At 60.1% G+C, this 23,981-nt stretch carries 20 protein-coding genes; 8 read left to right on the forward strand and 12 right to left on the reverse strand.

Annotation, left to right across the window (positions count from 1 at the left end):
* The 7 genes from ABL914_RS06535 to ABL914_RS06565 form a co-directional block, all read left to right on the forward strand.
* Positions 1–628 (forward strand): response regulator transcription factor (locus ABL914_RS06535; RefSeq protein WP_391562362.1); only part of this gene is annotated, 628 nt, incomplete at its 5' end.
* Positions 622–1,095 carry a hypothetical protein gene (locus ABL914_RS06540; protein ID WP_391562363.1) on the forward strand — a complete coding sequence of 158 codons (474 nt, stop codon included), beginning with the start codon at positions 622–624 and terminating at the stop codon, positions 1,093–1,095. The genes ABL914_RS06535 and ABL914_RS06540, both read left to right, overlap by 7 nt.
* 16 nt (positions 1,096–1,111) lie before the next feature.
* Complete coding sequence (locus tag ABL914_RS06545; RefSeq protein WP_391562364.1) at positions 1,112–1,687, forward strand: helix-turn-helix transcriptional regulator; 576 nt, start codon at positions 1,112–1,114, stop codon at positions 1,685–1,687.
* An 87-nt stretch (positions 1,688–1,774) separates the two neighbouring features.
* Positions 1,775–2,557, forward strand: a complete 783-nt coding sequence (locus ABL914_RS06550; protein WP_391562428.1) for a succinate dehydrogenase iron-sulfur subunit — start codon at positions 1,775–1,777, stop codon at positions 2,555–2,557.
* A gap of 12 nt (positions 2,558–2,569) precedes the next feature.
* Entirely contained in the window at positions 2,570–3,046 is a 477-nt protein-coding gene (locus ABL914_RS06555; protein WP_391562365.1) for a PaaI family thioesterase, read from the forward strand.
* A complete protein-coding gene (gene zapE, locus ABL914_RS06560) occupies positions 3,043–4,164 on the forward strand; it encodes a cell division protein ZapE (protein ID WP_391562366.1) in 1,122 nt (373 codons plus the stop codon). Before ABL914_RS06555 ends, zapE begins: the two co-directional genes overlap by 4 nt.
* 192 nt (positions 4,165–4,356) lie before the next feature.
* Positions 4,357–6,666 carry an EAL domain-containing protein gene (locus ABL914_RS06565; RefSeq protein WP_391562367.1) on the forward strand — a complete coding sequence of 770 codons (2,310 nt, stop codon included), beginning with the start codon at positions 4,357–4,359 and terminating at the stop codon, positions 6,664–6,666.
* A 438-nt stretch (positions 6,667–7,104) separates the two neighbouring features.
* Here ABL914_RS06565 and ABL914_RS06570 read toward each other — a convergent pair whose 3' ends face one another.
* The 12 genes from ABL914_RS06570 to ABL914_RS06625 all read right to left on the reverse strand — a co-directional run bounded on the left by ABL914_RS06570 (position 7,105) and on the right by ABL914_RS06625 (position 22,939).
* A complete protein-coding gene (locus ABL914_RS06570) occupies positions 7,105–8,997 on the reverse strand; it encodes an XrtA/PEP-CTERM system amidotransferase (protein ID WP_391562368.1) in 1,893 nt (630 codons plus the stop codon).
* Between the two features lie 12 nt (positions 8,998–9,009).
* Entirely contained in the window at positions 9,010–10,536 is a 1,527-nt protein-coding gene (xrtA, locus tag ABL914_RS06575; protein WP_391562369.1) for an exosortase A, read from the reverse strand.
* Between the two features lie 19 nt (positions 10,537–10,555).
* Entirely contained in the window at positions 10,556–11,794 is a 1,239-nt protein-coding gene (locus ABL914_RS06580; RefSeq protein ID WP_391562370.1) for a TIGR03087 family PEP-CTERM/XrtA system glycosyltransferase, read from the reverse strand.
* The gene (locus tag ABL914_RS06585) at positions 11,791–12,867 is read right to left on the reverse strand and encodes a FemAB family XrtA/PEP-CTERM system-associated protein (RefSeq protein ID WP_391562371.1); all 1,077 of its coding nucleotides are present in this window, start codon (positions 12,865–12,867) and stop codon (positions 11,791–11,793) included. Before ABL914_RS06585 ends, ABL914_RS06580 begins: the two co-directional genes overlap by 4 nt.
* A complete protein-coding gene (locus tag ABL914_RS06590; protein WP_391562372.1) occupies positions 12,864–13,733 on the reverse strand; it encodes an XrtA system polysaccharide deacetylase in 870 nt (289 codons plus the stop codon). Before ABL914_RS06590 ends, ABL914_RS06585 begins: the two co-directional genes overlap by 4 nt.
* Before the next feature lie 25 nt (positions 13,734–13,758).
* Entirely contained in the window at positions 13,759–14,937 is a 1,179-nt protein-coding gene (locus tag ABL914_RS06595; protein ID WP_391562373.1) for an XrtA/PEP-CTERM system-associated ATPase, read from the reverse strand.
* Positions 14,938–14,961: 24 nt separating this feature from the next.
* A complete protein-coding gene (locus ABL914_RS06600; RefSeq protein WP_391562374.1) occupies positions 14,962–16,713 on the reverse strand; it encodes a preprotein translocase subunit YajC in 1,752 nt (583 codons plus the stop codon).
* A 2-nt stretch (positions 16,714–16,715) separates the two neighbouring features.
* Positions 16,716–17,807 (reverse strand): P-loop NTPase, encoded by a 1,092-nt coding sequence (locus tag ABL914_RS06605; RefSeq protein WP_391562375.1) that lies wholly within the window; start codon positions 17,805–17,807, stop codon positions 16,716–16,718.
* A 10-nt stretch (positions 17,808–17,817) separates the two neighbouring features.
* Positions 17,818–19,347: an XrtA system polysaccharide chain length determinant gene (locus ABL914_RS06610; RefSeq protein WP_391562376.1), complete on the reverse strand. Its 1,530-nt coding sequence runs from the start codon at positions 19,345–19,347 to the stop codon at positions 17,818–17,820.
* Between the two features lie 25 nt (positions 19,348–19,372).
* Positions 19,373–20,017: an XrtA/PEP-CTERM system exopolysaccharide export protein gene (locus tag ABL914_RS06615; RefSeq protein WP_391562377.1), complete on the reverse strand. Its 645-nt coding sequence runs from the start codon at positions 20,015–20,017 to the stop codon at positions 19,373–19,375.
* Positions 20,018–20,192: 175 nt separating this feature from the next.
* A complete protein-coding gene (locus ABL914_RS06620) occupies positions 20,193–21,419 on the reverse strand; it encodes a pyridoxal-dependent decarboxylase, exosortase A system-associated (protein ID WP_391562378.1) in 1,227 nt (408 codons plus the stop codon).
* Complete coding sequence (locus ABL914_RS06625; protein WP_391562379.1) at positions 21,416–22,939, reverse strand: acyl-CoA ligase (AMP-forming), exosortase A system-associated; 1,524 nt, start codon at positions 22,937–22,939, stop codon at positions 21,416–21,418. The genes ABL914_RS06620 and ABL914_RS06625 overlap by 4 nt, the downstream gene beginning before the upstream one ends.
* A 36-nt stretch (positions 22,940–22,975) precedes the next feature.
* Here ABL914_RS06625 and ABL914_RS06630 point away from each other — a divergent pair, with 36 nt between their 5' ends.
* On the forward strand, positions 22,976–23,980 hold the full coding sequence (locus ABL914_RS06630; RefSeq protein WP_391562380.1) for a GNAT family N-acetyltransferase: 1,005 nt from the start codon (positions 22,976–22,978) through the stop codon (positions 23,978–23,980).
* The last annotated feature ends 1 nt before the right edge of the window (position 23,981 follow it).

The raw sequence follows: 23,981 nt of genomic DNA on the forward strand, positions 1-23,981 counted from the left end.
GGTTGGACACCATTCAAAATCGCTATGGAGCCGCAAAAAATTCGACCAAATAATGGATTTGTTACCAGTCCTCGCTCAGGCTATCATGCCACCCAAGATGGCCGATGAAGTCAAACAATCCGCGCTGTTAGATCGCCTGACGCCAAAGCAGCGTGAGGTGCTGGGCCATGTCTCGGAAGGGCTGACCAGCAAGGAAATCGGCCGAAAATTGGCCATTTCGGAAAGCGCGGTCAACCAGCGGATCGAAACCATAAGACAGCGATTGGGCGGCATGCCGCGGGCTCAGATCGGGCGGATCTATCGCCGTCAGAATACACTTCTGGTCACACTGCCAACCAGTAATTCACTTACAGGTAAGCCGATCCATCTTCAGATTGAGGGTGAAGCCGAACAACCCTTTGCAGCGGAGGGGACTGTTGATCCCAGTGGACCCGGTTTCAATGAGACCAGCGGCGTGTTGCAACCCTCCACCTTTTCTTCCCCTTGGAACGGTCCCGGTGCAGTCTGGCTTAGACTGGGGATGATTGTTGCCATCGCTTTTGGGCTGGCAGCAACTATTGTGCTGCTACTTGATGCGACCGAAAAGTTTGCTCGGATGATCGGGGCAGAGGCTTGTTCGCGGTGCTGACAGCAGACATCATCGCATTGCTTTTCCAGTTTGATCGCCCGGCGGTGCTTCCTGTGCTGCTGCTGGCAACCGTTGCACCAGCCAGGCGCTATGCCCGGGCCACGGGCCGGGCCATGACAATGGCTATTGCGTTCACCGTCGCTCTGCATTTCGCGGCCTGGCTAGCCTATGGTCCGGCTCGGCCGGTCCATGCCGTATGCTCGCTGGTTGGATTGGCCTTGCTGATCCCGCTCGCAGTCCGCTCGCAGCGCACTTACCCCTTGATCGCAGCAGCGGCTGCGTTGCTGGCTGCCTTGGTCCAGCTGGTTGGAACACTGTTGCCACCGGCCCAGGCCGATGCCGCCGGATTGATCGCCGCATTGGCCAATGCTGTGCTGGTTGCAGCCTGCTGGGCGGGCTTGATTCAAGACTTTCGCCGGGGCGGCAAATATCGGCGCGGCAGCCAGCCTGTAGCAATTCGCATTTAGTCTCATTGCGATTGTTGTGCCGGGCAAGCTCGGCTATAGCTGCGGAGACAAGGCGCGCATGATGACAAGCAGGAACCCAGTGGAGCGGTCGCTTCCCCAGCTGACCCGAAAGCAGCGCGAAGTGCTGGCGCTTGTTGCTGACAATCGCACAAGCAAGGAAATAGCCGGGTTGCTTGGTATTTCCGAAAGCGCAGTCAACCAGCGTATAGAAATTGTTCGAACGCGGCTGGGCGGACTTCCGCGCGGCGAGCTTGCCCGGCTCTATCGCCTGAATTTTTCTACAGATGAGGGCGAAAAGGGCCCTACATGGCAGAAAATACACCTTCCGAATTCAGCGGGCAACGGCAATGGGGCGGAAGCGGAAAGCATCCATGCTGGCAGCTCTGATGGGTTGCAATCTTTTGGTGATGCTGGCGTGGATGGGTCGCAGCTTTCCGCCTTTTTTCCTCCAGCCAGTTCGCCCTGGCTGATGAGTGAGCAGCGCCCGATGGCCATGGCCCGGGTATTTGCCATATTCGGTATCGTTGCGGCTGCGCTGGCGATCGCGTTGCTTGTCACCAACGTTTTGGGACCGGGCGGTAGCAGCAGCTAACTTTGCCGTTGCAGGCACTTGCCCGATCCTGCCGAATCGCTAGAGAAGGCCCGAATGGCCATTGGCCGCAAGCGATCAGGGATAATCATGGCAACATTCACCCTACCGGCGAACAGCAAGATTAGCCGCAACGGCACGCGCCACTCTGCGCCCGGCGGCGGACGGATCAAATCATTCACGGTCTATCGTTTCGATCCGGATTCAGGCCAGAACCCGCGCTATGATACTTTCGATATTGATCTCGACAGCTGCGGGCCGATGGTGCTCGACGCGCTGATCAAGATGAAATCAGAGATGGATCCAACGCTGACCTTCCGCCGGTCTTGCCGCGAAGGGATTTGCGGATCCTGCGCGATGAACATCAATGGCCGCAACGGGCTGGCCTGTACCATGGCGATTGAGGACCTTTCAGGCGATGTGCGGATCACGCCCCTGCCCCATATGGAAGTGATCAAGGACCTGGTCCCCGATTTCACCCATTTCTATGCGCAATACGCCAGCATCCGCCCGTGGCTGCAAACGGTTTCGACCACGCCTTCGGGCAAGGAACGCTTGCAAAGCCCGCAGCAGCGCGAAAAGCTGGATGGACTTTACGAATGCATCCTGTGCGCCTGCTGCTCTACCAGTTGCCCGTCTTATTGGTGGAACAGCGACAAGTTTCTGGGCCCGGCGATCCTGCTTCAGGCCTATCGCTGGCTGGCAGATAGCCGTGACGAAATGACCGGGGAACGGCTGGACGAACTGGAAGACCCATTTCGGCTATATCGCTGCCACACGATCATGAACTGCGCCAACGTCTGCCCCAAGGGGCTTAGCCCTGCGCGCGCGATCGCCGAAATCAAGAAGATGCAGGTAGCCAAGCATGTTTAAGGGAAGCCGCGCTTGAACGAGGCCGCGAACGGAGACGATCGCGGCTTTCGAAGCGAGCCCGATCCCGAAAATCCGGGATGGTTCACCTGGCAGCTGCACGATAGCACCCGCTTCAATAGCTGGATGTTCCCCAGGCTGCTGGTCCGCGCCGATCCTGATGGCAAGGCGCGGCTGCGGATGTTTCCAGAGCACCGCCATACCAACCTGGGCAACAATATTCACGGCGCTGCGGTGATGGCACTGATCGACATCGCCTTGTTCGCCTGTTCACGCCAACTGGGAATTATCGAAGCCGGCACGGCGGTGACGCTTGATCTATCGGTCCAGTTCATCGGCGCCGGCAAACCCGGGGTGCCGTGCGACGCAGTGACAGAATTGCTCAAGGAAACGCGCCGGCTGGTGTTTCTGCGCGGCATCGTGGAACAAGGCGCCGGCAACCTGGTGGCCGCCTATTCGGGAACAATCCGCAAGCCAACAGCGCCGCGATGACCAGAATTCTCGCTCGGTACGAGGCCCTTGTAACAGCCAGCGAACTGCGCCCGGATGCCCAGCAACGCGCGGCGGCGGAACGGTTGGATGCATTGCAAGCTGCTCTTGAACGGCAACCACCCCGGCCGCGGTGGTATTCTTACCTGATCGGCACGCAACCTGACGGGCCGCAATTCCGCGGGATCTATCTTTGGGGCGGGGTCGGCAGGGGCAAGTCGATGCTGATGGACCTGTTCCACGAGAGCCTTGAAATTCCAGGCAAGCGCCGCGCCCACTTTCACGCCTTCATGATTGAGGTTCACGCCCGGCTGCGCGAGGCGCGGAAAAGCGAAAGCGGCGATCCAATCCCGGCGGTGGCCGCTGCAATCGCCCAAAACCTGCGCGTCCTGGCGTTTGACGAAATGGTCGTAAACAACTCTGCCGATGCCATGATCATGAGCCGGCTGTTCACCGCACTGATCGAGGTTCACGGCCTGGTGATCATCACGACATCGAACCGGGCCCCGGCGCAGCTTTACAAGGATGGGCTCAATCGTGAGCATTTCCTGCCGTTCATCGCGCTGATCGAGCGCAAACTTGACGTCATGGCGCTAAATGGGCCGCACGATTACCGGCTGGAGCGGCTGGCCGGGATTGATACCTGGCATACCCCATTGGGCGATGCGGCCACTGGGCAAGTGCGCGAGGCGTTCTTCAGGTTAACCGACTATCCGCCAGAAGACAGCGCGCACGTTCCCTCTGCCGATCTCGATCTGGGCGGCGGACGCCAGCTTCACGTTCCCAAAAGCTTCAAAGGCGTGGCCGTATTCAGCTTCAAGCGGCTTTGCGGTGAAGCGCGGGGGGCGGCTGATTATCTGGCCGTGGCGCAGAGCTATCACACGGTCATCCTGGTTGGCATTCCCCGGATGGGCCCGGAAAACCGCAACCAGGCGGCGCGGTTTGTGACCTTGATCGACGCGCTTTATGAAAACAAGGTCAAGCTGTTCGCCGCCGCCGCAGCTGATCCCGAACAACTTTATTCCAAGGGTGACGGCGCGTTCGAGTTTGAACGCACCGTTTCACGCCTCAAGGAAATGCAAAGCCACGACTATCTGGCGGCCGGCCACGGCGCGGCCTGATCGGCGCAAGCGGCCCACTTGCTTACGCGATAGTAGGGATAACGAAATATTACGGTTTGAGCCGTAGTGCGGGCCTATGTGGAACGGGACTACCCCGCTTGAGAGCACTGGCAGCGCTTCGCAAACTGGCGAAAAAGCGCTGCATTCCTGCACCTTCTGCAAAGCTCTCGTGGTCGCGACGGAGCCCAAAGCATGATCTGGCCATTTCGCCGCAAATCCAGCGTGAAAAAGGCGCCATCTGCGCGCCGGATCGTGATCTGGGCGCTAATTATCGGCGCAATCATCGGCGCGGTTGACCTGCCTCGTCCACTTGAAGACATCTACCGCGGCGGCCGAGCCTGGCTGCGTGCGCGTCCGGCCGATGGCAAAACGGTGGTTGTGGCGATAGATGATCGAACCTTCGATCGGCTTGGTTCGGGGTACTATTCGCGCAAACACAATGCCGATCTGATCGATCGCCTGTTCGCGCTGGGGGCCAAACGGGTCTATTTTGATGAGATTTTTTCGGTGCCTTTGGACAAGGAAGGCGACTCAGCCTTTGTTGAGGCGCTTAAGCGGCATCCGGGAAAGGTTACGCTGGGCGCGATCACATTTCGTGCACGGGAAAAGTCCCAGAACTACATCTACCAACCATTGCCCCAATTTCGTGCTGTCGCCCGGGTAAGATCGCTGCACACATCACAAGCACCGTTTGGACTTTCTGAAGAGCTCTATTACGGCGACCGCGAAGGAAGCTTCGGGGCACAGTCAGCCTCAGCAGACATCGCCGGTGTCAAAGGCGAAGCAAACACCAAATATCGGCCTGACTGGTCAATCCGCGTAAGCTCGGTTCCTACCGTGAGTATGCTCGACGTGCTCGAAGGCAAGGCCTCGCAATCAAGCTTATCCGGCAAAGACGTTTTCGTTGGGATTACCGCGATGACCCAAAACGATTTCGCGCATGTTGTCGGTCAGGGTTGGTTCGGGGGTGTCTATGCACACGTTATTGGTGCACAAACCCTGCGCGAGGGTCGGCCGGTAAGTATCGGCTGGATCCCAGCAATATTGTTGACCGGTGCCTTGCTGATTCTAATCACTTCGGCGCGAACGCGGAAACGCCGTGCAGCAATTGTCGCCGCAGGGCTTGGCCTTGGGGTTGCGGCACCATTTGTCCTTGATGCCTGGTTCGTCACCGCTGAATTCCTGCCATCCTATATTGCCTTCGGAATCGCAATCTACCGCCTGGCAACACTGCGCGAAATTCGCGATGCGGGACTGAAAAATTCGGCAACCTTGATGCCCAATCTGGCCGCACTTCGCGAAGAAGTACTGGCATCCAAGCGCCCGATCATTGCCATGCGGCTCCGCAACTACGCAGCTGTTGGCGCAAGCTTTTCGGATTCTGTTGAAAGTGAACTGATCGGCGAGGTTGCCCGCCGCCTGACCTTGCCCGGGGAGGCTGCTTGCTTTTACCAGGCAGAAGATGTGCTCTATTGGCTCGGCCCGGCGCTGCCGATGTACGAACTTGAAGGGCACATGGCCGGTCTAGCCAGATTGATGGAAAGCCCATTCCTGATTTCGGGCCGCAAGATCGATATTCATGCCGCCTTTGGTATTGATCTCGATCTGGCGCGGCCGGTAGTAAACCGGATTGGCCGGGCGTTGCTGGCAGCCGATAACGCTGCGGCCAAGCACCAGTCCTATCTGTTCAACACATCGGACAATGATGAGGAAAGCGCCTGGGAACTCTCGCTGATGAGCGAGCTGGACGAAGCAATCGACAATGGCGATATCTGGATTGCCTATCAACCGCAGTTCGAATTGAAGTCTGACCGGATTATCGGAGCCGAAGCATTGGTGCGCTGGCAGCACCCGGTGCGCGGCGCGATTTCGCCCGAAGCCTTCATTTTGCCTGCTGAAGAGCATAACCGGATCGGCCGTTTGACGTTCCATGTGCTCAAATTGGCGACTAGCGCGGCGCATCCGTTCCTTGCAACCAATCCGGGATTTCGGCTTAGCGTCAATATTTCAGCAAGCCTGATGGAACTTGATGGTCTTCCGGCCCGGATCATCGAAATTCTGGGCCAAACCGGATTTCCAACGGCAAGCCTGACTCTGGAAGTGACCGAATCTGCACCCTTTGCAGAGCACGAAATTGTGGCCCAAAACTTGAAAGCCATTGCTGCACTGGGAATAGATCTCTCAATTGACGATTATGGCACCGGCAACGCTACACTTGAATACTTGCGCTCAGTCCCATGCCAGGAGATCAAGATTGATCGCCGCTTCGTCGCTGAAATAGTTGCCAACAATGGCGACATGCTGTTGGTTGAATCGACGATCGAACTTGCCCATGGCATGGGCCGAAGGGTTATCGCCGAAGGGATCGAGGATCCCGAAACGCTTGAGCTGCTACGCGCAATTGGCTGCGATATTGCCCAGGGATACTATCTGGCCAAACCAATGCGGATCGAAGCTCTAGAGTCATTGCTCAATATTTCCGCACGGATTCGCGCTGCCTGATCGCTCTGCCGATACAGTCGCAGTCACTAAATACTGCGAATCGGCTACTGACTGCGACTAATCTTCACCTCAGCTTTTAAAGCCCAAGCCATCCACTCGTGCGCAGGCCATTTGGATGGCTTTCGTTGCCATATGGCCTAGAGCGCTGATTTTTATGAGCAATCTCACGGCTTCTCGCCAACCAATAGTAAAGATATTCCTATTGCCTTTGGTTACCAATTGGTTATCATAAAGGGGCTAGGATCATCGCAATCGTGCGGTTGGTCGTCATGGAGGTCGTTATGTGGGATTGGCGTGAAGTCCTTCGCGGTCGTCGTTAAAACGACCCCGAGAGGTTAGAAATCCGGCCCCGGCGCAAGCTGGGGCCGTTTTCGTTTGTACTGGTGAATTTGCTGTATGGCGTGAATTTGCTGTATCGCGTGAATTTGCTGTGGGGCTCTAACCCGCTAACCGCCCGATCGCTTTGTCCAGCATCAGCATCTGCCACAGCAACCGGCCATGATCAGACCGCCCGGAGATATGCGCTTCGGCCATGTCCCCCAGCTGCTTGCCATCAAACCACCCGGTCCGGGCCAAGGCCGCGCTTGAGGCGATTGCCCGGGCGCTGTCAGCCAGCGGTCCACGGAACCATTGGCTAATCGGGGTAACAAAACCTTGTTTGGGCCGATAGAGAATCTCTTCAGGCAAATAGCGCTGCATCGTTTTCTTCAACAGCCACTTGCCCTCACCGCGCTTCAGCCGCAGCCCTTCGGGCAGGCTGGCCGCGAATTCGATCAGGCGGTGATCGAGCAGCGGCTCGCGCGCTTCCAGGCTTACCGCCATGCTGGTGCGATCCACCTTGGTCAGGATATCGCCCGGCAGCCAAAACTTGAGATCGGCATATTGGGCGCGGTCAAGCCCAGAGCGCGCGGGTGCGCCGCGCATCATTGCCTCAAATGGCTGTTCGGCCCGGTAATCGCCCCGCAAGCGCAGGAATTCCGGCGAATAGAGGCTCTGGCGCAGCTCTGGCGGAAGTATTGCCACTGCGCGGGCATATCCGGCTTCGCTGGAGCCGGCGAGCGAGAGCAGCGTGGTTTTGGCACGCAAGGGCCGCGGCGCCCAATCGGCCTTGGGGTAGATCGCCCCCAGCCCGCCCAATACCGGCCCGCGCAGCGCCTGCGGAAGAAAGCTGCGGGCACGGTCTTCGCCGTGCTGGAATTTGTGGCGGCGATACCCGGCGAACGCCTCGTCCGCACCATCACCAGACAACGCCACGGTCACAGTCTCGCGCGCCAATTGGCAAACCCGCCACGTTGGCAAGGCCGATGCATCGGCAAAGGGCTCGTCAAACATCGCCACCAGATCGTCAACCGAACCAAAATCATCGGTCGAAACCTGACGGGCGCGGTGATCGGTGCCGAATTTTCGCGCGACCTGTTCGGCGTAAGTCGTTTCATCAAGCGCGCCGACATCGAAACCGATCGAGCAGGTCTTGACCGGATTGCCGCTGGCTTCAGCCATCAACGCGACCACCGCCGAACTATCCACCCCGCCTGAAAGGAACGCGCCCAGCGGTACGTCTGAGATCATTCGCGATGTCACGGCCTGCCGCAACAAATGCAGTAGCTCAGCCTCAAGATCAGCAGTGCGGCCTTTGCGGCGATCGGCAAAGCTGACGTCCCAGTATTGCTGCGGCTGCGCCAGCGGCTTGTCATGCGCCAGCAACAGTGTGTGCCCGGCGGGCAGCTTGTGCACCCCGGCCAGGAAGCTGCGATGATCGGGCACATAACCCCAGGTCAGATAGTCCTCAACCGCCAGCGGGTTGATATCGCGGCGCAGCAACGGGTGCGCCAGCAGGCCCTTCAGTTCCGAAGCGAAAGCCAGGCTGCCATCGCTGAGCGGGGCATAGAATAACGGCTTTACCCCCAAACGGTCGCGAGCCAGAAACAGCTGGCGCGAGGGAAGATCATAGATTGCAAACGCAAACATGCCGTGCAGCCGGCCGACACAATCGGGGCCCCAGCGCTGCCATGCCGCCAGGATCACCTCGCTATCACCATCGGTATGAAACGTGGCTCCGCCGCCAATCAGCTCGGCACGCAGTTCGCGAAAATTGTAGATTTCACCATTGAAGACCAACATCGCCCGGCCATCACTGGCGGCCATCGGCTGCGGTGATCCGGCCACGTCGATGATCGACAGGCGCAAGTGCCCCAGCCCAACCCCGGGAGCAGTCCACACCCCCTGCCCATCGGGCCCGCGGTGCGGCATTGCCGCGATCATCCGTTCAATCCGCGCGGGATCGACCGGTTTGGGCGTGTTCAGATGAAAGATTCCGGCAATTCCGCACATGGGATGAAGCGCTTAGCGACCTTCGCCGATCCGGTCCATCCATTGTCCCGGATCGCCGATCGTTCCGACAAATGCCGCCATCGCCTTGGCCGCATCGCGCCCCGGCCGGCTTTCTGCCGAAACGATCAACATCGCGGTTGGCCTGACCCGCAGAACCAGCCGGTCCTGGATATTGGCAAGCTTGAGATGCGTGTTGCTGCCGGTCAGCAGCGAACCAGTGCGATACCAGGTCTGGGCAAGGCGTTCGATCTGGCCGCCCGAAAGCAGCCGCTCGGACTTGGCCCCGGCTATCGCTGGCATGGTGCTGGCCCAGGCCCAGCTGGAATTGGGAGTGAGCGCGCCTTGCCCAAAACCGCCGGCCTCGCCGCCCTCTTCCTGCGCGGCATAGAGCGCATAGAACACATCAACCTGGTTGCCTGCGGCGTCCTCAAAACGGCCCAGCAAGCGGTGGTTTGCCCCGGATGCCTGCGGCTCCCACGCGGCGAGCGGTTTATAGGGCACGCGTTTCCAGCCGGTGACTTCGGGCAGGAAAATTTGCTGGGGCAGCTTTGCGTGCAATGCGTCAGCCGCCCAGGCCCAGCCGATCCCGCCAAATACGAGCCCGGCCAGCAAGGCCGCAGCCAGCGGTGCGCCAAGCGTCTGAAGGTCCAGTCGATCAAACAGCGCGGCTGAGCGCACCCATTGCAGATCGACCATCGGCTCGCGCGGATCACGATCAAAGAAGCGCCAGCCAATCGCCATGACTGCGGCGATAACAACCGCAAAGAACACCCAGCCGTAGATCAGGTGATCGACCCCGGCGGCCTTTTCCGCCCCGACATATTGGGCAATATAGATCGTACCCCAGGCGCGGACGCCATTGGCCAGGATCGGCACAATGATGCACAGCGCAAGGAAGGCGATCCGGCGCAGCCAGCTTTTGAAACAGACATTACCCACCAGCACGCCTAGCGCGATCATCGCTATCAGGAATTTGACCCCGGAACAGGCTTCTGCAACCTCAAACAGTCCGGCCGGTGTATCGATGAAAACCCCATCAATCCGTGCAGGAATTGCACTCAGATTTACCAGCCCGATCGTCAGTTTTGCGGTGATCGTTTGCAGCGGCGGCACCAGTTCGTCTCCGAACGGAACAATGAAGGCCATGTAAGCGAACGGAAACAACAGCGCTGCGAAAGCCCTTGGGCCCAGAATGACCAATGCGCTGGCTGGCAACATTGCAACTGCCCCGGTCTGCCGAAGCAAGTTGAAACCGGCAAAGCTGCCCAGCGCCCAAAGCAAGACGGCCCCGGCAAATGCGGCAATGCCCCAGCGCCATGGCCTTGGCGAAAGTACGGAAAGCTGCGGCCAACGCTGCCAGATCAGCCAGCCGACAATCGGGATAACCAGCAAAACATGGTTGTATGTGGAAGAGTTCCACCACTGGTCAAACATCGCGGCCCAATCACTGGCGAATGATGCCAGCAAGGTCAGCCAGACCAGCCCCAATTGCAGCGCCGGCCCGCGCCAGCGTTCGGGCAGATCCTGCCAACGCGGCATCACGGGCAGATTTGGCGCCTTAAGCTGCATGGCGATTGGCCGCCTGCGGCAGGCCCAACATCCCGGCAAGCGGAGCCAGGGTTGCCTTCCAGCTGAGAGTATCCACCACGAAGCGGCGGGCATTCTCACCCATTTTCAGGGCGGCCAAATCATCGGCCAGCAACGCGAACATACGCCCAACCAGCTGCGCATCGCAATCGCCGACAGCATATGACTTGCCGTCCTCACCGCCGATTCCGGTCGCGGCAGCTGGGGTCAACACAACCGGCTTGGCCATAGCCATGGCTTCAAGCACCTTGTTCTGAACCCCGCGGGCGATATCCAGCGGAACCAACGCAAGATCGGCTGCGGCTACCCATTCGCGGATATCGTCAACCGCGCCCCAGACATGGACGCCGTCTTGGCCGCTTAAAGCCGTCAGATCGGCTGGCGGGTTGCGTCCCACAATGTGCAAGGTTGCCCCGGCAAAGCGTGATCGGATGGCTGGCATCAGCCGCAGCGCCGCGCGCATTGCAGCGGCAATGTTCGGGGCATAGTCCATCTGCCCGGCAAATATGATCCGTGGTCCGGTGCATTGCATCATGGCTGCCGCAGGATGGCAGGTGGCGGGATCGAAGGTTTGGCTATCTATCCCATTGCGAAGTGCCCGCACTTCACAGGCGCCGCGTATTTCGGGCGCAAGGCGGGCGCGAAACAGGGCCGCTTCCTCATTGGATACCAACAGGCTGATCTGGCTGCGGGCTGCCAGCCGCGTTTCCTCGGCGGCCAGCAATCGCCCTTCGCGGGCATCGATCCAGCGGCGCGGGCCTTTGCCATTTTCGGCATAGGCCTCGAATTTGGCTGAATCGACATCTACGAAGTCAAACACCACCCGCCCGGTGAAACTGGCCGGGATATACTGCCCCATCTGGCCGGAGAAGGCATAGATCGTGGCAATCTGGCCGCTGGCGATCAACTTGTGGACATAGGCAGCAACAGCGGACGAACGAAACGCTGTCAGGCTGATCGGCTTGCCGCTGACCAAAGCCTCGACGCCTGCGCGCCACAGCGGCTTGGTCCGCTGTACCAGGCAATGGCTTGCGGTCAGCGCGGCCAGTTCAGGCTCGGCTGCCATATCGGCTGCATCGTCGGCAAACGTGGCCACATGGACCGGCGCCAATCCGGCGATGTGGCGCAGCAAATGGTGTGATCTAATTTTGTCACCGCGATTGGGCGGAAACGGGATCCGGTGCGAAAGAAACAGAACCCCGTCGGTCATCCCAGGCCCCGCGCGATGTGCGGGCCGATCAGGTTAGCCAGCTTCAGCGGCAAACGTTTCCATAGTTCGATCCTGGCGGCATGCTTGTTGCTGGTCGGATCAGCATCGCGTGCTTCGGCGCCCACAGCGGTCCAGACACCGTAGGACAGCGGTTCAGGTTCAAAACCCCAGTTACGCTTGAAATGATAGGCGCCGCTTTCAGTCTTGGAGCGACCGAAATCGAACCGATCACATCCGCGCCGGCGCGCATGCAGCATCAGTTCGTAATACATCCGATCATTGGCGCGCAGCCGCCGGGCTTGCCAGGTGCCGCCGCCCCAATAGGGCATCACCGCTCCCTTGTGGTATAACGATAAAACTGCCGCCACCGGCTGCGAACCTTCCCACACCACCAGAATATCGGCATTGTCACCAAAGGTATCCAGAACACAATCGAACAGCCTGCGCGGGAACACCGGTGTCCCTAGATTTCGAACACTCTCGGCATAGACGCCATAGTGCGCGGCGCGGTGACGCTGATCGGTGCCGGTGCTGACCGAAAGTTCCCCGGCCAGGCCCTTGCGCACTTCGGCGCGCTGCTTGCGCGGGATCGAACCAAGCTGGGCCTCATCATCCAAGTGCAGTGGCAAGACAAAGCCGCAGTGCGAATCGCGCTTGATCGTCCAACCTTCGCGGGCTTTGGGCAACACACCCCCGCGCAATTCGGCAGACTGGACTGATCGGCGCAGGCACAGCTCTTCCAGTGCTGCGAACAGATATTTGGCTTTTGCGGGCTGATCGACCAACAGGCCGCCGCCCACCCCAAATCCGCTGGAAGCCATGACGCGGCCAAACAGCGGCGAATGGATCTCTATCAGCGGCAGATAGCCGGCCAGCTCACCACCAGATTCAAGCGTCAGGGCCAGCGCCCGGTTGCCTGTGCCGGCGGCCGCGCCAAGCAGCCAGGCCGGCCGGTGAAATGCATCACCATCGCTGTGCGCGGCAACGTAGGCTTCGATCCGCCTCAGCTCGCCCGGATCTGATAGATCGGCGAGGCTGACTTGGTTGGTTGCACTGCGGAACGGCGCGTTCATGCCGCAAGATCCACCGCAAGGGCGCGTTCGCGGTGCGCCAACAGATCCATCCGGCCCCAAGCGAAATCGCCGATCAGCTGTTCCAGCTTTTTGGCCATCACATCAAGGTTGGTATAGTGGCGAACCCGGCTGCGCATCGATGCGCCGGTCACGCGCGGTTGCTGCGGATCTATTTCCCACGGATGAAAGTAGAACACGGCCGGCCGCTTGTCCTGGCGATTGACTTGCCGAATGGCCCAGCGCGAAAAGCCATAGGGCAGCACCCGGAAAAAGCCGCCGCCGCCCGCCGCCAAGCGCCGGCCAGCAAAATGCGCGGTGGTAACGGGGATTTCAATCAGATCGGACCACGGCAGCGGCTTGAAGGCAAACCGCGGCGCATTGCGCCAGCCATAGTGATCGTGGTTGATCGGCGCGACCGACGATGAATATTCAAAGCCCTGCTCGGCCAGTGCCATATAGGCCCATGGGGTGCGTTGATCGATCGAGAAACTGGGCGCGCGATATCCGGTAATTCGAACCCCACCGGCATCTTCCAACGCCTTGCGGCTGCGATCGAGATCGGCGGCGAAGCTTGCCCGATCAAGCCGGAAAACCCGTTCATGATCCCAGCCATGGCTGGCCAATTCGTGCCCGGCATCAACGATCTTGCGCAACAGCGGACCATGGCGCTGCGCCACCCAGCCCAGCGTAAAGAATGTCGCCTTCACATCGGCACGGGCGAACATCTCAAGGATCGCCTCGCAATTGCGTTCAACCCGGCTACCCAGCGAATCCCACTGATCACGGTCGATCACCCCTTCAAAGGCGCCAACCTGAAACCAGTCCTCGACATCAACCGAGAGCCCATTGACCAAGTTATCGGACATGATGCCCTTGCAATCCTGTTCCGGCTCAGGCCGCAGCCCGGCTGGCGTCGTCAGCCTCGATCCATTCGATCAGCATGGTCAGCGTGTGCCGGATCGTGCGTTCCTGCTCGAGCATTTTGGTCTCGATTCCGGAAAGCTTGGCATCAAGCGCCGCCAAAGCCGAAGCCTGCGCCGGATCAGCCGCAACGGGCGTTGCACCGGCATCCTGTTCATTCGCCAGTTCGATTACCGCCTGTTGCAGCTCGGCAATCTGGGAATCGCGTTCGGCCAGCAGAGCCTGGAGCTGTGCCATCGCCACCACATCAACCGGGATTGGCTGGTGCGCTGGGCTTGAAAGCGTTTGCTGCTCAGCCGGAACTTCAACCTTGGCCGGCTTGTTCAGCGGCATGGTTCCATCGAGTTCCAGCTCTTCCAGCACCTGGCTGAGCATGGCACCATCGATCCGGTTACGCTGTTCAACCGCGCCCAGCATCATCAGCCGGTTGCAGATCTGGTTGATCCGCCGCGGCACGCCGCCCGAAGCATCAAACAGTTCGGTAAAGACACGCTGATCGAACTTGGGATTGCCGGCCCAGCCAACGCATTTGAGGCGGTGTTCGATATAGGTCTGGACTTCGCCCAGCTCCATCGCATCAAGATGATGCGCTGCAATCACACGCTGGCGAAGCTGTTCAAGCTGCGGGTGATCCTGTATCAGATCGCGAAATTCAGGCTGGCCCAGCAACAGCGTTTGCAACAGCGGGTGCGAGCCAAGCTGAAAGTTGGACAGCATTCGCAGCTCTTCCAGCGCCTCAAGACTGAGGTTTTGCGATTCGTCCACCACCAGCAGGCAGCGCCGGCCCGCACGGGCCTCGTCATGCAGGAACGCCTCGATCGCGCCGAGTGCGCTGGCCTTGTCGTGGCCGTCCACGATCAGGCCGAAAGCCTGCGCGACAACATGGACCAGCTCTTCGCCGTCAAGCTTGCTGGTAACGATCTGCGCGGCGGTCAGCCGGGCCGGATCGATCGTTGCCATCAGATGCGCAACCAAGGTTGATTTGCCTGCGCCCACTTCGCCGGTGATCACCACAAAGCCTTCGCCCTGCGCCAGGCCGTACGAAAGGTACGAAAGGGCTTTGCGGTGCGTAAGGCTTTCAAAATAGAACGCCGGATCAGGCGTCAGCTGGAAAGGCCGGCCGGTAAGCCCGTAGAAGTCGTTGAACATCACTCTATACCCCCAAAATCAGGCTCAGAACGAAAGCCGCAGGCCAACCAGCGCCGAGGCTGACCAGAAATCCTGCAACAATTCGCGGTTGACCCCATCAACCCCGACTGCGGCACTCGCAGTAAGGTTGCGGCTCAACGTTCGGTAATAGGCGGCCGTTGCACCAAAGGCCGCGGTGTTGCCAGCCAACACATCTCCGCTTTGGTACCAGTTGGCCCACACATTGGTGCTGAAGCTCGAGTTCCGGTCAATCTGCCCGTTAAGATAGGCAGCCACCCAGTAGTTCTCGTCGATCACGCCATTGGCTGAAGCCAGCACAGTACCGGGCGCGGCAATGAATTTGCGGCGCTCGTACCCGGTGCCGACACCGTAGCTTACCCGGTTTCCGGTGATAGCCAGGCTGGCCATTACCCCGCGACCGCGGAAGGTGGAGGATCCGATCGAAGCCAGCGCGCCATTAAGGCAGGTGCTGCCGCCCTGGCCCACCGCGCCAGTTGCCGCAACGCAGGTGCCCAGCCCGCCGGTCAGCGGATTGCGCTGGCCTTCGAACTGCGTTGGCAGATTGGCCAGCGTATTGTTCATAAGCCCGCCAAATCCTGTGACATTATCATAGACCGACAGGTTGAACGTGGTGCGCGAATTGGGCGCATAGGCAAAGCTGCCGAAATAGGTGGTTGAACCGTAACGGCGGCCAACATGCGCTTCCAGCGCGGTGCGGCGGCTTGGCCGCCACATAACGCCAGCATCCCAGATCAGACCTTCGGTTTCGAAGGCAATCTGGCGCGGCTGGGTTTCATCGGTGACATAGCGGCCATCGGTTCCGATTACCGGAAGGCTGGTCAGCGTATCGATCACGGCATCGCGGTGCGAAACCTCAACCTTTTCATAGCCGACACCGCCAACCAGGGCGAGATCGGGGCCGAGCGGCAATGTGACATCGCCGCGAACATGCCGATCTTCAACCCGCTGGTCGAGATTGGAGGTATCTTCGCGGACCCAGCCAGCGCCAACACCGACGCCGATCGGCAAAATCGAGCCAGCGCGCGTGCCAAAGTGCAGCAAGGCGTTATGGATGGTGCCTTCATCATAGACGTCAACCGCAGCCTGGCCCGGCGCCAGTGGCACCGAAACCGGGGTGCTGACCTTGTTGTAGCCAAACCGGTAATGTCCCTCAACCTCGACATCCCCGCCCTTGGCGCGGATTGCGGGGCCGATATAGGCGGAATAGATCTGTGTGGCATTATCCCCGAAGGCCGAACCCGATGCGGTCGAGCCGTTGTTCTGCACCCCAACCCGCGCGGCCATGGCCCCGCCTTCGATATAGAGTGCACCCGGAACCACGCCAACGCTTGCCCGGGCAATACCGGTCACAGCATCAGTATCCTGAGTGTTGCTGCCCCAGCCAAAGCGGCGCTCATAGCGCAGGGCCAGGCCGGCTTCGGCGTTGCGATTGGAAATGCTGGCATCAGCACCAACCGCAACGGTTGACCAGGTCAGGGTTTCATTACCCGGCGAAAGCTCGGCATTCACCACCTGCTGGAATTCGATGTAGGGCGTGATCCTGACTTGGCGGCTGTGCGGCATCGAAACCGCATTGCCATCGCTGTCATCCCCTTCGGCTTCATCGCCGCTAGCGCCGCTGGCGTCATCGCCGCCACCCGCACTGGGCGCCGCAACATTGCCATAGGGCAGCGACTGGGCTTGCGCCAGACCGGGAGCAGCAATCGCCAGCCCGGCGACCAGCGTCATCAAACGTGAAATGAGGTCGGACTTCATGGTCACCCTCCGTATCCGTAGTAAGAGCCAAAGCGACGGCCGCTTGGGCTAAAGTGCACGGCATTCAGTAGAAGTTGGATATTCGGACAGGCTGAAAGCAGCGAGATCGCATCTTCCAGCGATCCCTGTCCGGTCTTGTCGGCGCGGGCCACAACCACCGCCTGGCCAGCGTACTTGGCCAGTTCTGCGGCAGGCGAAGCGGCAAGCGCTGGCGGCGAATCAAAGATTACAAAGCGGTTCGGTGCGCCTTCGACCAGCCGATCAAGCACGGTCTTGGTGCGTGATGAGGCCAGATATTCGCTATCCGAACTGGTTGCGCTGCCGGCCGGAAGAACCCATAGCCCCGGAATATCGGTGCCGATCACGCAGCTGACCGGATCAAGATCAGAATCAACCAACGCATCCATCAAACCCGGCCCGCCAGGCAAGCCAAGCATCGACAGCACCGATGGCTTGGCAAAATCGGCGTCGACCAGCAGAACCTCGGTTTCCTTTTCGGCGGCAATCGCCAGTGCCAGGTTGACCGAGGTAAAGCTTTTGCCCTCGCCGGGGTGCGGGCTGCAAACCAGCACGCGCTGGGCTGGCTCACCCATGCCTTGCTGTGAAAGCTGGCTGGCGTTGAACAGCAGCTGGCGCTTTACGATGCGGAATTCTTCCAGCACCGCAGTGACCGAGCTTTCCGGCACGATCAGCCCCTGATCGCGCAAGTGATTGCGGTTGATCTGGTGGCGTTCGCCGGTGAATTCAATTTTGCGCTTGGCCGGGAACGAGGCCTTGGCCTGTATCACAGGTGCCGCTGCCGAAGCAGCAGAGAGTTCGATAACTTCTGGCTCAACCACTTCGGGGCGCGGCTCCGCAGCGGCCACCGCAGGCTGCGCTGGTGCTTCAACCGGAACGGCCACGGCCTCTTCCAAATCCTCATCGGCCCGGCGATAGCGGCGATGCTTGGCTTTGGGCGGGATCAGCTCCTCAGGGATCGGCGCCGGTGCAAGCTTGACCAGGTCATAATTGCGCACAACCCGCTCGATCAGTGTGGCACCAGCCTTCTTGGCCGGTTCCGCGTCTGGCAGAGGGATCTTGGTCTGTTCGGTCATTTCGATCCCCTCAAGCCACCATGCCGCGCTGAACGAATTCAAGCGTCAGCAGGATCACGAACAGCGCACCAAGAGCGCTGCTGGCGGCGTAGAACAGTTTCATGCGCTTCTTGCGGAGCTCACGGGCTGAATCGGTCACCGTCTGGCTGATTGTGCCCAGCACCGGCAGGCCGATCGCCTTTTCAAGCCGACTGGCCATCGAGAAGGTTGAACGCAGCTGCCCGACCGCAAATGCCCCAGACACCCCTGCCCCTAGGCCCATCACCAAGACGCCAAACAACAACACCGGGCGGTTGGGCGAAACAGGGCTGCGCGGACTGGTGGGTGGGTCGATCACCTGAAAGCGCACTGCATTGTGTTCGGTTTCGATCGAGCCGCGGATCCGCAGCTGCTCACGGTTCTGCAGCAGCTTGTCGTACTGTTCTTTCAGCACCCCATAATCGCGCGTGATCTGCTGATATTCGGCAGCCGAAGCCGGGTTCGAAAACTGCTGAGCGGTTAGCGTCGAGATTTCCTGCTGAGCCGCCGCGCGCCGGGCACCCAGGGCCTGGACGTTGGCTTGACGTTCTCCGCGGATCGATTCAAGCGAGGTATAGGCCGGGTTTGAGACACCGGAAACTCCGCCGCCACCTTCGGCCGCAGCAGCTGAGCGCAGCGCGTTAACCTGATTGCGCGCGGCAATCACGTCTGGATGGTTTTCGGTTAGACCGCGGGCGCGATGCCCGTTTAGCTCAGCCTGCGCCTGATTGTAGGCTCCGCGTGCACCGCCGACCGGACCGGCTACGCCAGCGATGGTTTTGGGTGTTCCGGCAAGCTGGCCATTGATCGCGGCCAGCGCGCTTTGGGCAGCAGCCAGATCGGCATCGATTCCGCGCAGTTCCGCACGCGCAGCTTCAAGTTTCTGCAACCCGGCCCCGGCACCACCAGCCAGGCTGGGGTTCTGGGCTTCGAACTGCAGGCGTTTCTGTTCAGCGGCGGCCAATTCCTTTTGGCGCTGGGCCAGCTGGGCATCCATGAATTCCAGCGAAGTGCTCATCTCGCCGCGATTGCCGGCCAGATTTTCCTCGCGGAAAATGTCGATCATCTTCTGCACGATAAGCTGCGCAACCTTGGCATTTTCAGCATCAGATTTGCTGCCGTTGCCGTAGTTGGCGGTGATGATGAACAGGTTTTCCTGGCTGCTTTCCACCTTGATCTGCTTGGCCAGCCCCAGCACCGCAGATTCCATCTGCTTGGGCGTGGTGATGTCAGCCCCGATCGGGGTTGAACGGATCACTTTTTCCAGGTTGACGGCGCTGGTCAGGGTCTGACGAACCCGGTCTACGCCCTGCTTGCGATCGCCCTGCCCGATCCCGATTTGCTGCGCCAGCATATCGTCCAGTTGGACATAGATCCGCGCCCGCGATTCATAGCTGTTGGGGATCATCGCCACCACCAGCCAGCCCAGCAGGCTCAGCCCCCAGGCGATACCCAGCGCCATCCAGCGGCGGTGCCAGATTGAATAGAGCGCAGCGCGCATTTCGTCGAAAATGTTGGTCATCGGTTTGCCTCTGGCCCGCCCTTTCCTAGAACTGGCTTTCGGGGATGATGATCACATCGCCGGGCATCAGCATCACGTTGGCGCGGCTGTCACCCTTCTTAAGCAGATCGCCCAGACGCAGGGTATATTCCTTCTGGCGGCCGGTTTCCTTGTCAAACCGGATCAGCTTGGCGCGATTGCCTGCTGCATATTCGCTGAGCCCGCCCACCGCGATCATCGCATCGAGCAGCGTCATATTGGCCCGATATGGCAACGAAGCCGGCTTGCCGGTCGCACCGATAATTCGCACCTGCTGGCTGAACGTGCCTGCAAACTTGTTGACGATCACCGAAACCAGTGGGTCCTGGATGAACTGCGAAAGCTGCAGGGTGATATCATCGGCCAACATCTTTGGCGTTTTGCCAACTGCCGGCATGTCCGTGATCAATGGGGTGGTGATGCGGCCGTCTGGTCGAACCTGCACTTTCGCGCCAAGTTCAGGATTGCGCCAGACAAAGATGGTCAGCTCGTCCAGCGGGCCGATGATGTAATCCTCGCCTGGGCCTTCCTGCATCGCCACGAAGCTTGCTGGCGGCAACTGCGGCCCGCTGCCTGCCCCGGCGCAGCCGGTCAGCGCAAGGCTAGCCATGGCGCAGCTTGCCAAAAGGCTGGAATAGCGGGTGAACTTCATCGGGCATGTCCTTCATCGGCGCCGCGTCTACGCTGCTGGCATGCCCACCTGCAGCGAAGACCCGGCAATTCAGGTTCCGCTATCGGAAAAAAGGGTGAATATTGCGTTAGCCTTATGTGCAGATTCTGTGCGGGAATCCCCTGGTCCCAGATTGGGACGGACCAAAAGGCAATTGTTAAACCAGCATTTCTTTCGCTGGCCCATGGCCCAGGAACTGCGCCGGGCTGGCGCTGGCCCCGTATGCCCCGGCACAGAATACCGCCACCAGATCGCCAACATCAGCGCGGGGAAACTGGCCCTTCTCGGCCAACCGATCAAGCGGAGTGCAAAGACAGCCAACCACGCTGGCCACTTCATCCGCAGCTTCATCCATCCGCGATGCAATTGCCACGGGATAGTTACGGCGCACCACAGTGCCGAAATTTCCACTTGCGGCCAGTTGATGATGCAACCCGCCATCAACAACCAGGAACAGCTCTTCATGGCTTCGTTTTCTATCAACGATTTCGGTCAGATAGACCCCGGCTTCGCCAACCAGATAGCGGCCCAATTCAACGCAAAACTGGGTGTTTTGAAGAACCTCGGCGCGCTGCTCCAAAGCAGTCGACAGGGCTTCGCCAATCTTCACCAGATCGATCGGTTCATCACCCGGGAAATAGGGGATGCCGAACCCGCCGCCCAGATTGCAATGCGGCAAAGCGACGCCGGTTTGTTCGGCCAGATCACCGGCCAGCGCCAAGGCCTGGGCCTGGGCATCAATAATAGCATCGGCGCTCAGCGCCTGACTTCCCGCAAAAATATGAAATCCACGCCATTCCGCGCCGCTGGAAATCACCGCGCGGGCCATCGCCGGGACGCACTCTGCATCAACCCCGAACGGCTTGGCCCCGCCGCCCATTTTCATTCCCGATCCCTTAAGGTCAAACGGCGGATTGACCCGGATCGCCAGCCGCGGCGTGATCCCCAGCCGGTCCCCAGCTTCAAGCGCCCGTACGGCTTCGCCTTCGCTTTCCAGATTTAGCGTGACCCCGGCAGCAATGGCGGCCTCCAATTCGGCGGTGCGCTTGCCTGGTCCAGCAAAGCTGATCCGCGCCGGATCAACCCCCGCAGCCATAGCCAGCCCCAGTTCTCCAGCAGAAGCAATATCAAAGCCGTCAACCAATTCAGACATTAATTGAAGAACCGGCATGTATGGATTTGCTTTGACTGCATAATGCAGTGCCACGCTTGGCGGCAACGCATGCAGCAATTCACCCACCCGCCGGCGAATTCGCTCAGCCGAATAGACAAACAATGGTGTGCTGCCCGCCTCGGCCACCAGATCGCGGGACTTGCGCCCGCCGATCGCCAGCTGGCCATCGATCATGGCAAAGCCGGCTGGGATTGGGCCCAGCGGTTTCATGCCGCCAGCTCCTGATACAATCCGGTCCGATCGATCTTGCCATTGGGCGAGATCGGCATGGCCTTGCGCCAGTGAATTATTTTGGGCTGCATGAAATTTGGCAATTGTTGCATCAGGATACGCGGCAATTCTGTTTCGGCATCTGAAGCTCCCGCAACCGGACGAACGATCAAGTGAACGGCATGGCCCAGACGTTCATCGGGGATGCCCAGCGCCACGGCCTCGGCCACCAGACCGCTCGAAAGCGCGGCCTCCTCAACCTCTTGCGGGCTGATCCGGTTACCGGCACTTTTGATCATGGCGTCGCGGCGTCCGACAAAATACAGCAAGCCATCGGCCTCGCGCCGAACCCGGTCTCCAGACCAAACCGCCATGCCGCCATACCGCGAAGCCGCCGGTGCGGGCTTGAACCGTTCGGCGGTGCGTTCGGCGTCATGCCAGTACCCTTGGGCAACCAGCGGCCCGCAATGGACCAACTCACCCTCTTCGCCGTCCTGCGCAACCTTGCCATCATCGGCCATCACCATGATTTCCGCATGCGGGATCGCTTTGCCCATCGAAGTGGGGTGCGCATCGACCAGGGCCGGATCAAGATAGGTTGAGCGGAAGGCTTCGGTCAGCCCGTACATCGGATAGAGCTGCGCTGAAGGAAACAGGCCGCGCAATTTGTGCACCAGGTCCACGGTCAAAGCGCCGCCTGAATTGGTCAACCGCCGCAGCCCGGCAGCCGCATCATCCGGCCAGTCAAGCTCGGTCAGTTGCACCCACAGCGGCGGCACCGCGGCCAGCGTAGTTACCCCATGACGGCCAGCCGCCTTCACCACGTCGCGCGCCGTCAAGTAATCCAGCGGAACAACGCAGCCCCCGGCCAGCCATGTGCAAAACAGCTGGTTCTGGCCATAGTCAAACGCGAATGGCAGGACGGCCAGGGTTACATCATCGGTGGCCATGCCCAGATAATCGGCGACGCTTTCGGCCCCCAGCCACATGTTGGCATGGCTAAGCATCACACCTTTGGGCTTGCCAGTCGATCCGCTGGTATAAAGAATTGCCGCAAGATCGCCCGGATCTGCGGCGCTGGGACCAATCGGCTTTGCACTTGCGGCCAGGCCTATCGCTTGGTTTTCATCAAGCATTTGGCATGCCGCCGGGCAATCGCCCGGCTCAAGGCTGGCCAGCCGCGATGGCGTGCCAATCAACAGCTGCGCGCCGCTATCAGTCAGGATATGCGCCACCTGCGCTCGTTTGAGCAGCGGGTTGATTGGCACATGAACAAGCCCGGCGCGCGGCGCGGCCAGCGGCATCAGGCAGGTCAGTTCACCCTTGGAACCCCAGCTTGCCACTCGCGTGCCCGGCTCCAGCCGCAGGCTTTTAAGCCATCCGGCCAGCCGAGCGACACGATCCCTTAAGTCCTTGTGGTTAAGGGTGTCCCCACGCAGCACCAGTGCCGGTGCCGCATCGCAGCCCCGCTCGGCCACATGGTCGATTGGCCAGACTTCAGGAATAGGCTGTGCAGACAAAGGCTTGGTCGCTCCAACGGCGGAAAGGTGAATGGCGTGATCGTGGTTACCTATCACGATGATCTTAACGAAGTGCAAGGCGATGCGGCGCTGCAGGCGGTGTTGCAGGCGCCCCACGCCGCTGCGCCATTTGATCGGATCGATTGGTGGCTGGGGCTGGTCGGGCATTGCAATCTGCTCCCGCTGATCGCAGTAGCCCGTGATGGTCAAAGCCGCGCCGTGCTGCCTTTGCTGCGGCAAGGCCGCGCAATCACCGCGCTGGCCAACTGGTATTCATTCAGGGTTGCTCCGGTCTTTACTCCCGGGGCCGATCGCCAAAAGCTTTTGGCCGCACTTGCCAGCGATCTGGCTGGTGAAGCCGCGCGCATCACGCTTTCGTCCTTGCCCGACGAGCATGGCGAAACGACTTTGCTTGAGCAGGCCTTTCGCAAATCTGGATGGTGCGTGTTCCGCCGACAGTGCGATGTGAACCATGTGCTCGAAGTAGCCGGGCGCAGTTACGCCGAATATCTGGCCACGCGGCCCGGCCAGCTGCGCACCACGCTGAAACGCAAATCCGGCAAGGTCGATTTGCGGATAGAGACTCACTTCGAGCCAGAAAGCTGGGCCGCTTACGAGGCAATCTATGCCCAAAGCTGGAAGCCGCAGGAAGGCAATCCGGCTTTTCTGCGGGCATTTGCAGAGGCCGAAGGGGCAGCAGGGCGGCTGCGGATGGGCCTGGTCTTTGCAGATGGCCAGCCGGTGGCCGCACAGTTCTGGACGGTGGAGCATGGCACCGCCTTCATCCACAAGCTTGCCCATACCGAAGCGTCAAAGCCGCTTTCGCCCGGCACCACGCTGTCAGCCGCGCTGTTTCAGCATGTGATTGAGCGCGATCACGTGGCCATGGTTGATTTCGGGACTGGAAACGATCCCTACAAACGCGATTGGATGGAATTGGTCCGTCCGCGTTACCTCCTTGAAATGTATCGCCCCGGATGGCCAGGAAACTGGCCCCGGATCATTCGCGCCGCCTTGCGCGGCAGGCGCACACCCGGCTAGA

It is taken from the genome of Novosphingobium sp., assembly GCF_040079535.1.
Taxonomy (GTDB): domain Bacteria; phylum Pseudomonadota; class Alphaproteobacteria; order Sphingomonadales; family Sphingomonadaceae; genus Novosphingobium.

Coding starts and splice junctions, on each gene's coding strand:
- ABL914_RS06620 (WP_391562378.1), bottom strand. CDS start 21,419: ATGAAACCGCTGGGCCCAATCCCAGCCGGCTTTGCCATGATCGATGGC.
- ABL914_RS06570 (WP_391562368.1), bottom strand. CDS start 8,997: ATGTGCGGAATTGCCGGAATCTTTCATCTGAACACGCCCAAACCGGTC.
- ABL914_RS06585 (WP_391562371.1), bottom strand. CDS start 12,867: ATGAACGCGCCGTTCCGCAGTGCAACCAACCAAGTCAGCCTCGCCGAT.
- ABL914_RS06590 (WP_391562372.1), bottom strand. CDS start 13,733: ATGTCCGATAACTTGGTCAATGGGCTCTCGGTTGATGTCGAGGACTGG.
- zapE (WP_391562366.1), top strand. CDS start 3,043: ATGACCAGAATTCTCGCTCGGTACGAGGCCCTTGTAACAGCCAGCGAA.
- ABL914_RS06595 (WP_391562373.1), bottom strand. CDS start 14,937: ATGTTCAACGACTTCTACGGGCTTACCGGCCGGCCTTTCCAGCTGACG.
- ABL914_RS06565 (WP_391562367.1), top strand. CDS start 4,357: ATGATCTGGCCATTTCGCCGCAAATCCAGCGTGAAAAAGGCGCCATCT.
- ABL914_RS06605 (WP_391562375.1), bottom strand. CDS start 17,807: ATGACCGAACAGACCAAGATCCCTCTGCCAGACGCGGAACCGGCCAAG.
- ABL914_RS06615 (WP_391562377.1), bottom strand. CDS start 20,017: ATGAAGTTCACCCGCTATTCCAGCCTTTTGGCAAGCTGCGCCATGGCT.
- ABL914_RS06550 (WP_391562428.1), top strand. CDS start 1,775: ATGGCAACATTCACCCTACCGGCGAACAGCAAGATTAGCCGCAACGGC.
- ABL914_RS06580 (WP_391562370.1), bottom strand. CDS start 11,794: ATGACCGACGGGGTTCTGTTTCTTTCGCACCGGATCCCGTTTCCGCCC.
- ABL914_RS06600 (WP_391562374.1), bottom strand. CDS start 16,713: ATGAAGTCCGACCTCATTTCACGTTTGATGACGCTGGTCGCCGGGCTG.
- xrtA (WP_391562369.1), bottom strand. CDS start 10,536: ATGCCGCGTTGGCAGGATCTGCCCGAACGCTGGCGCGGGCCGGCGCTG.
- ABL914_RS06610 (WP_391562376.1), bottom strand. CDS start 19,347: ATGACCAACATTTTCGACGAAATGCGCGCTGCGCTCTATTCAATCTGG.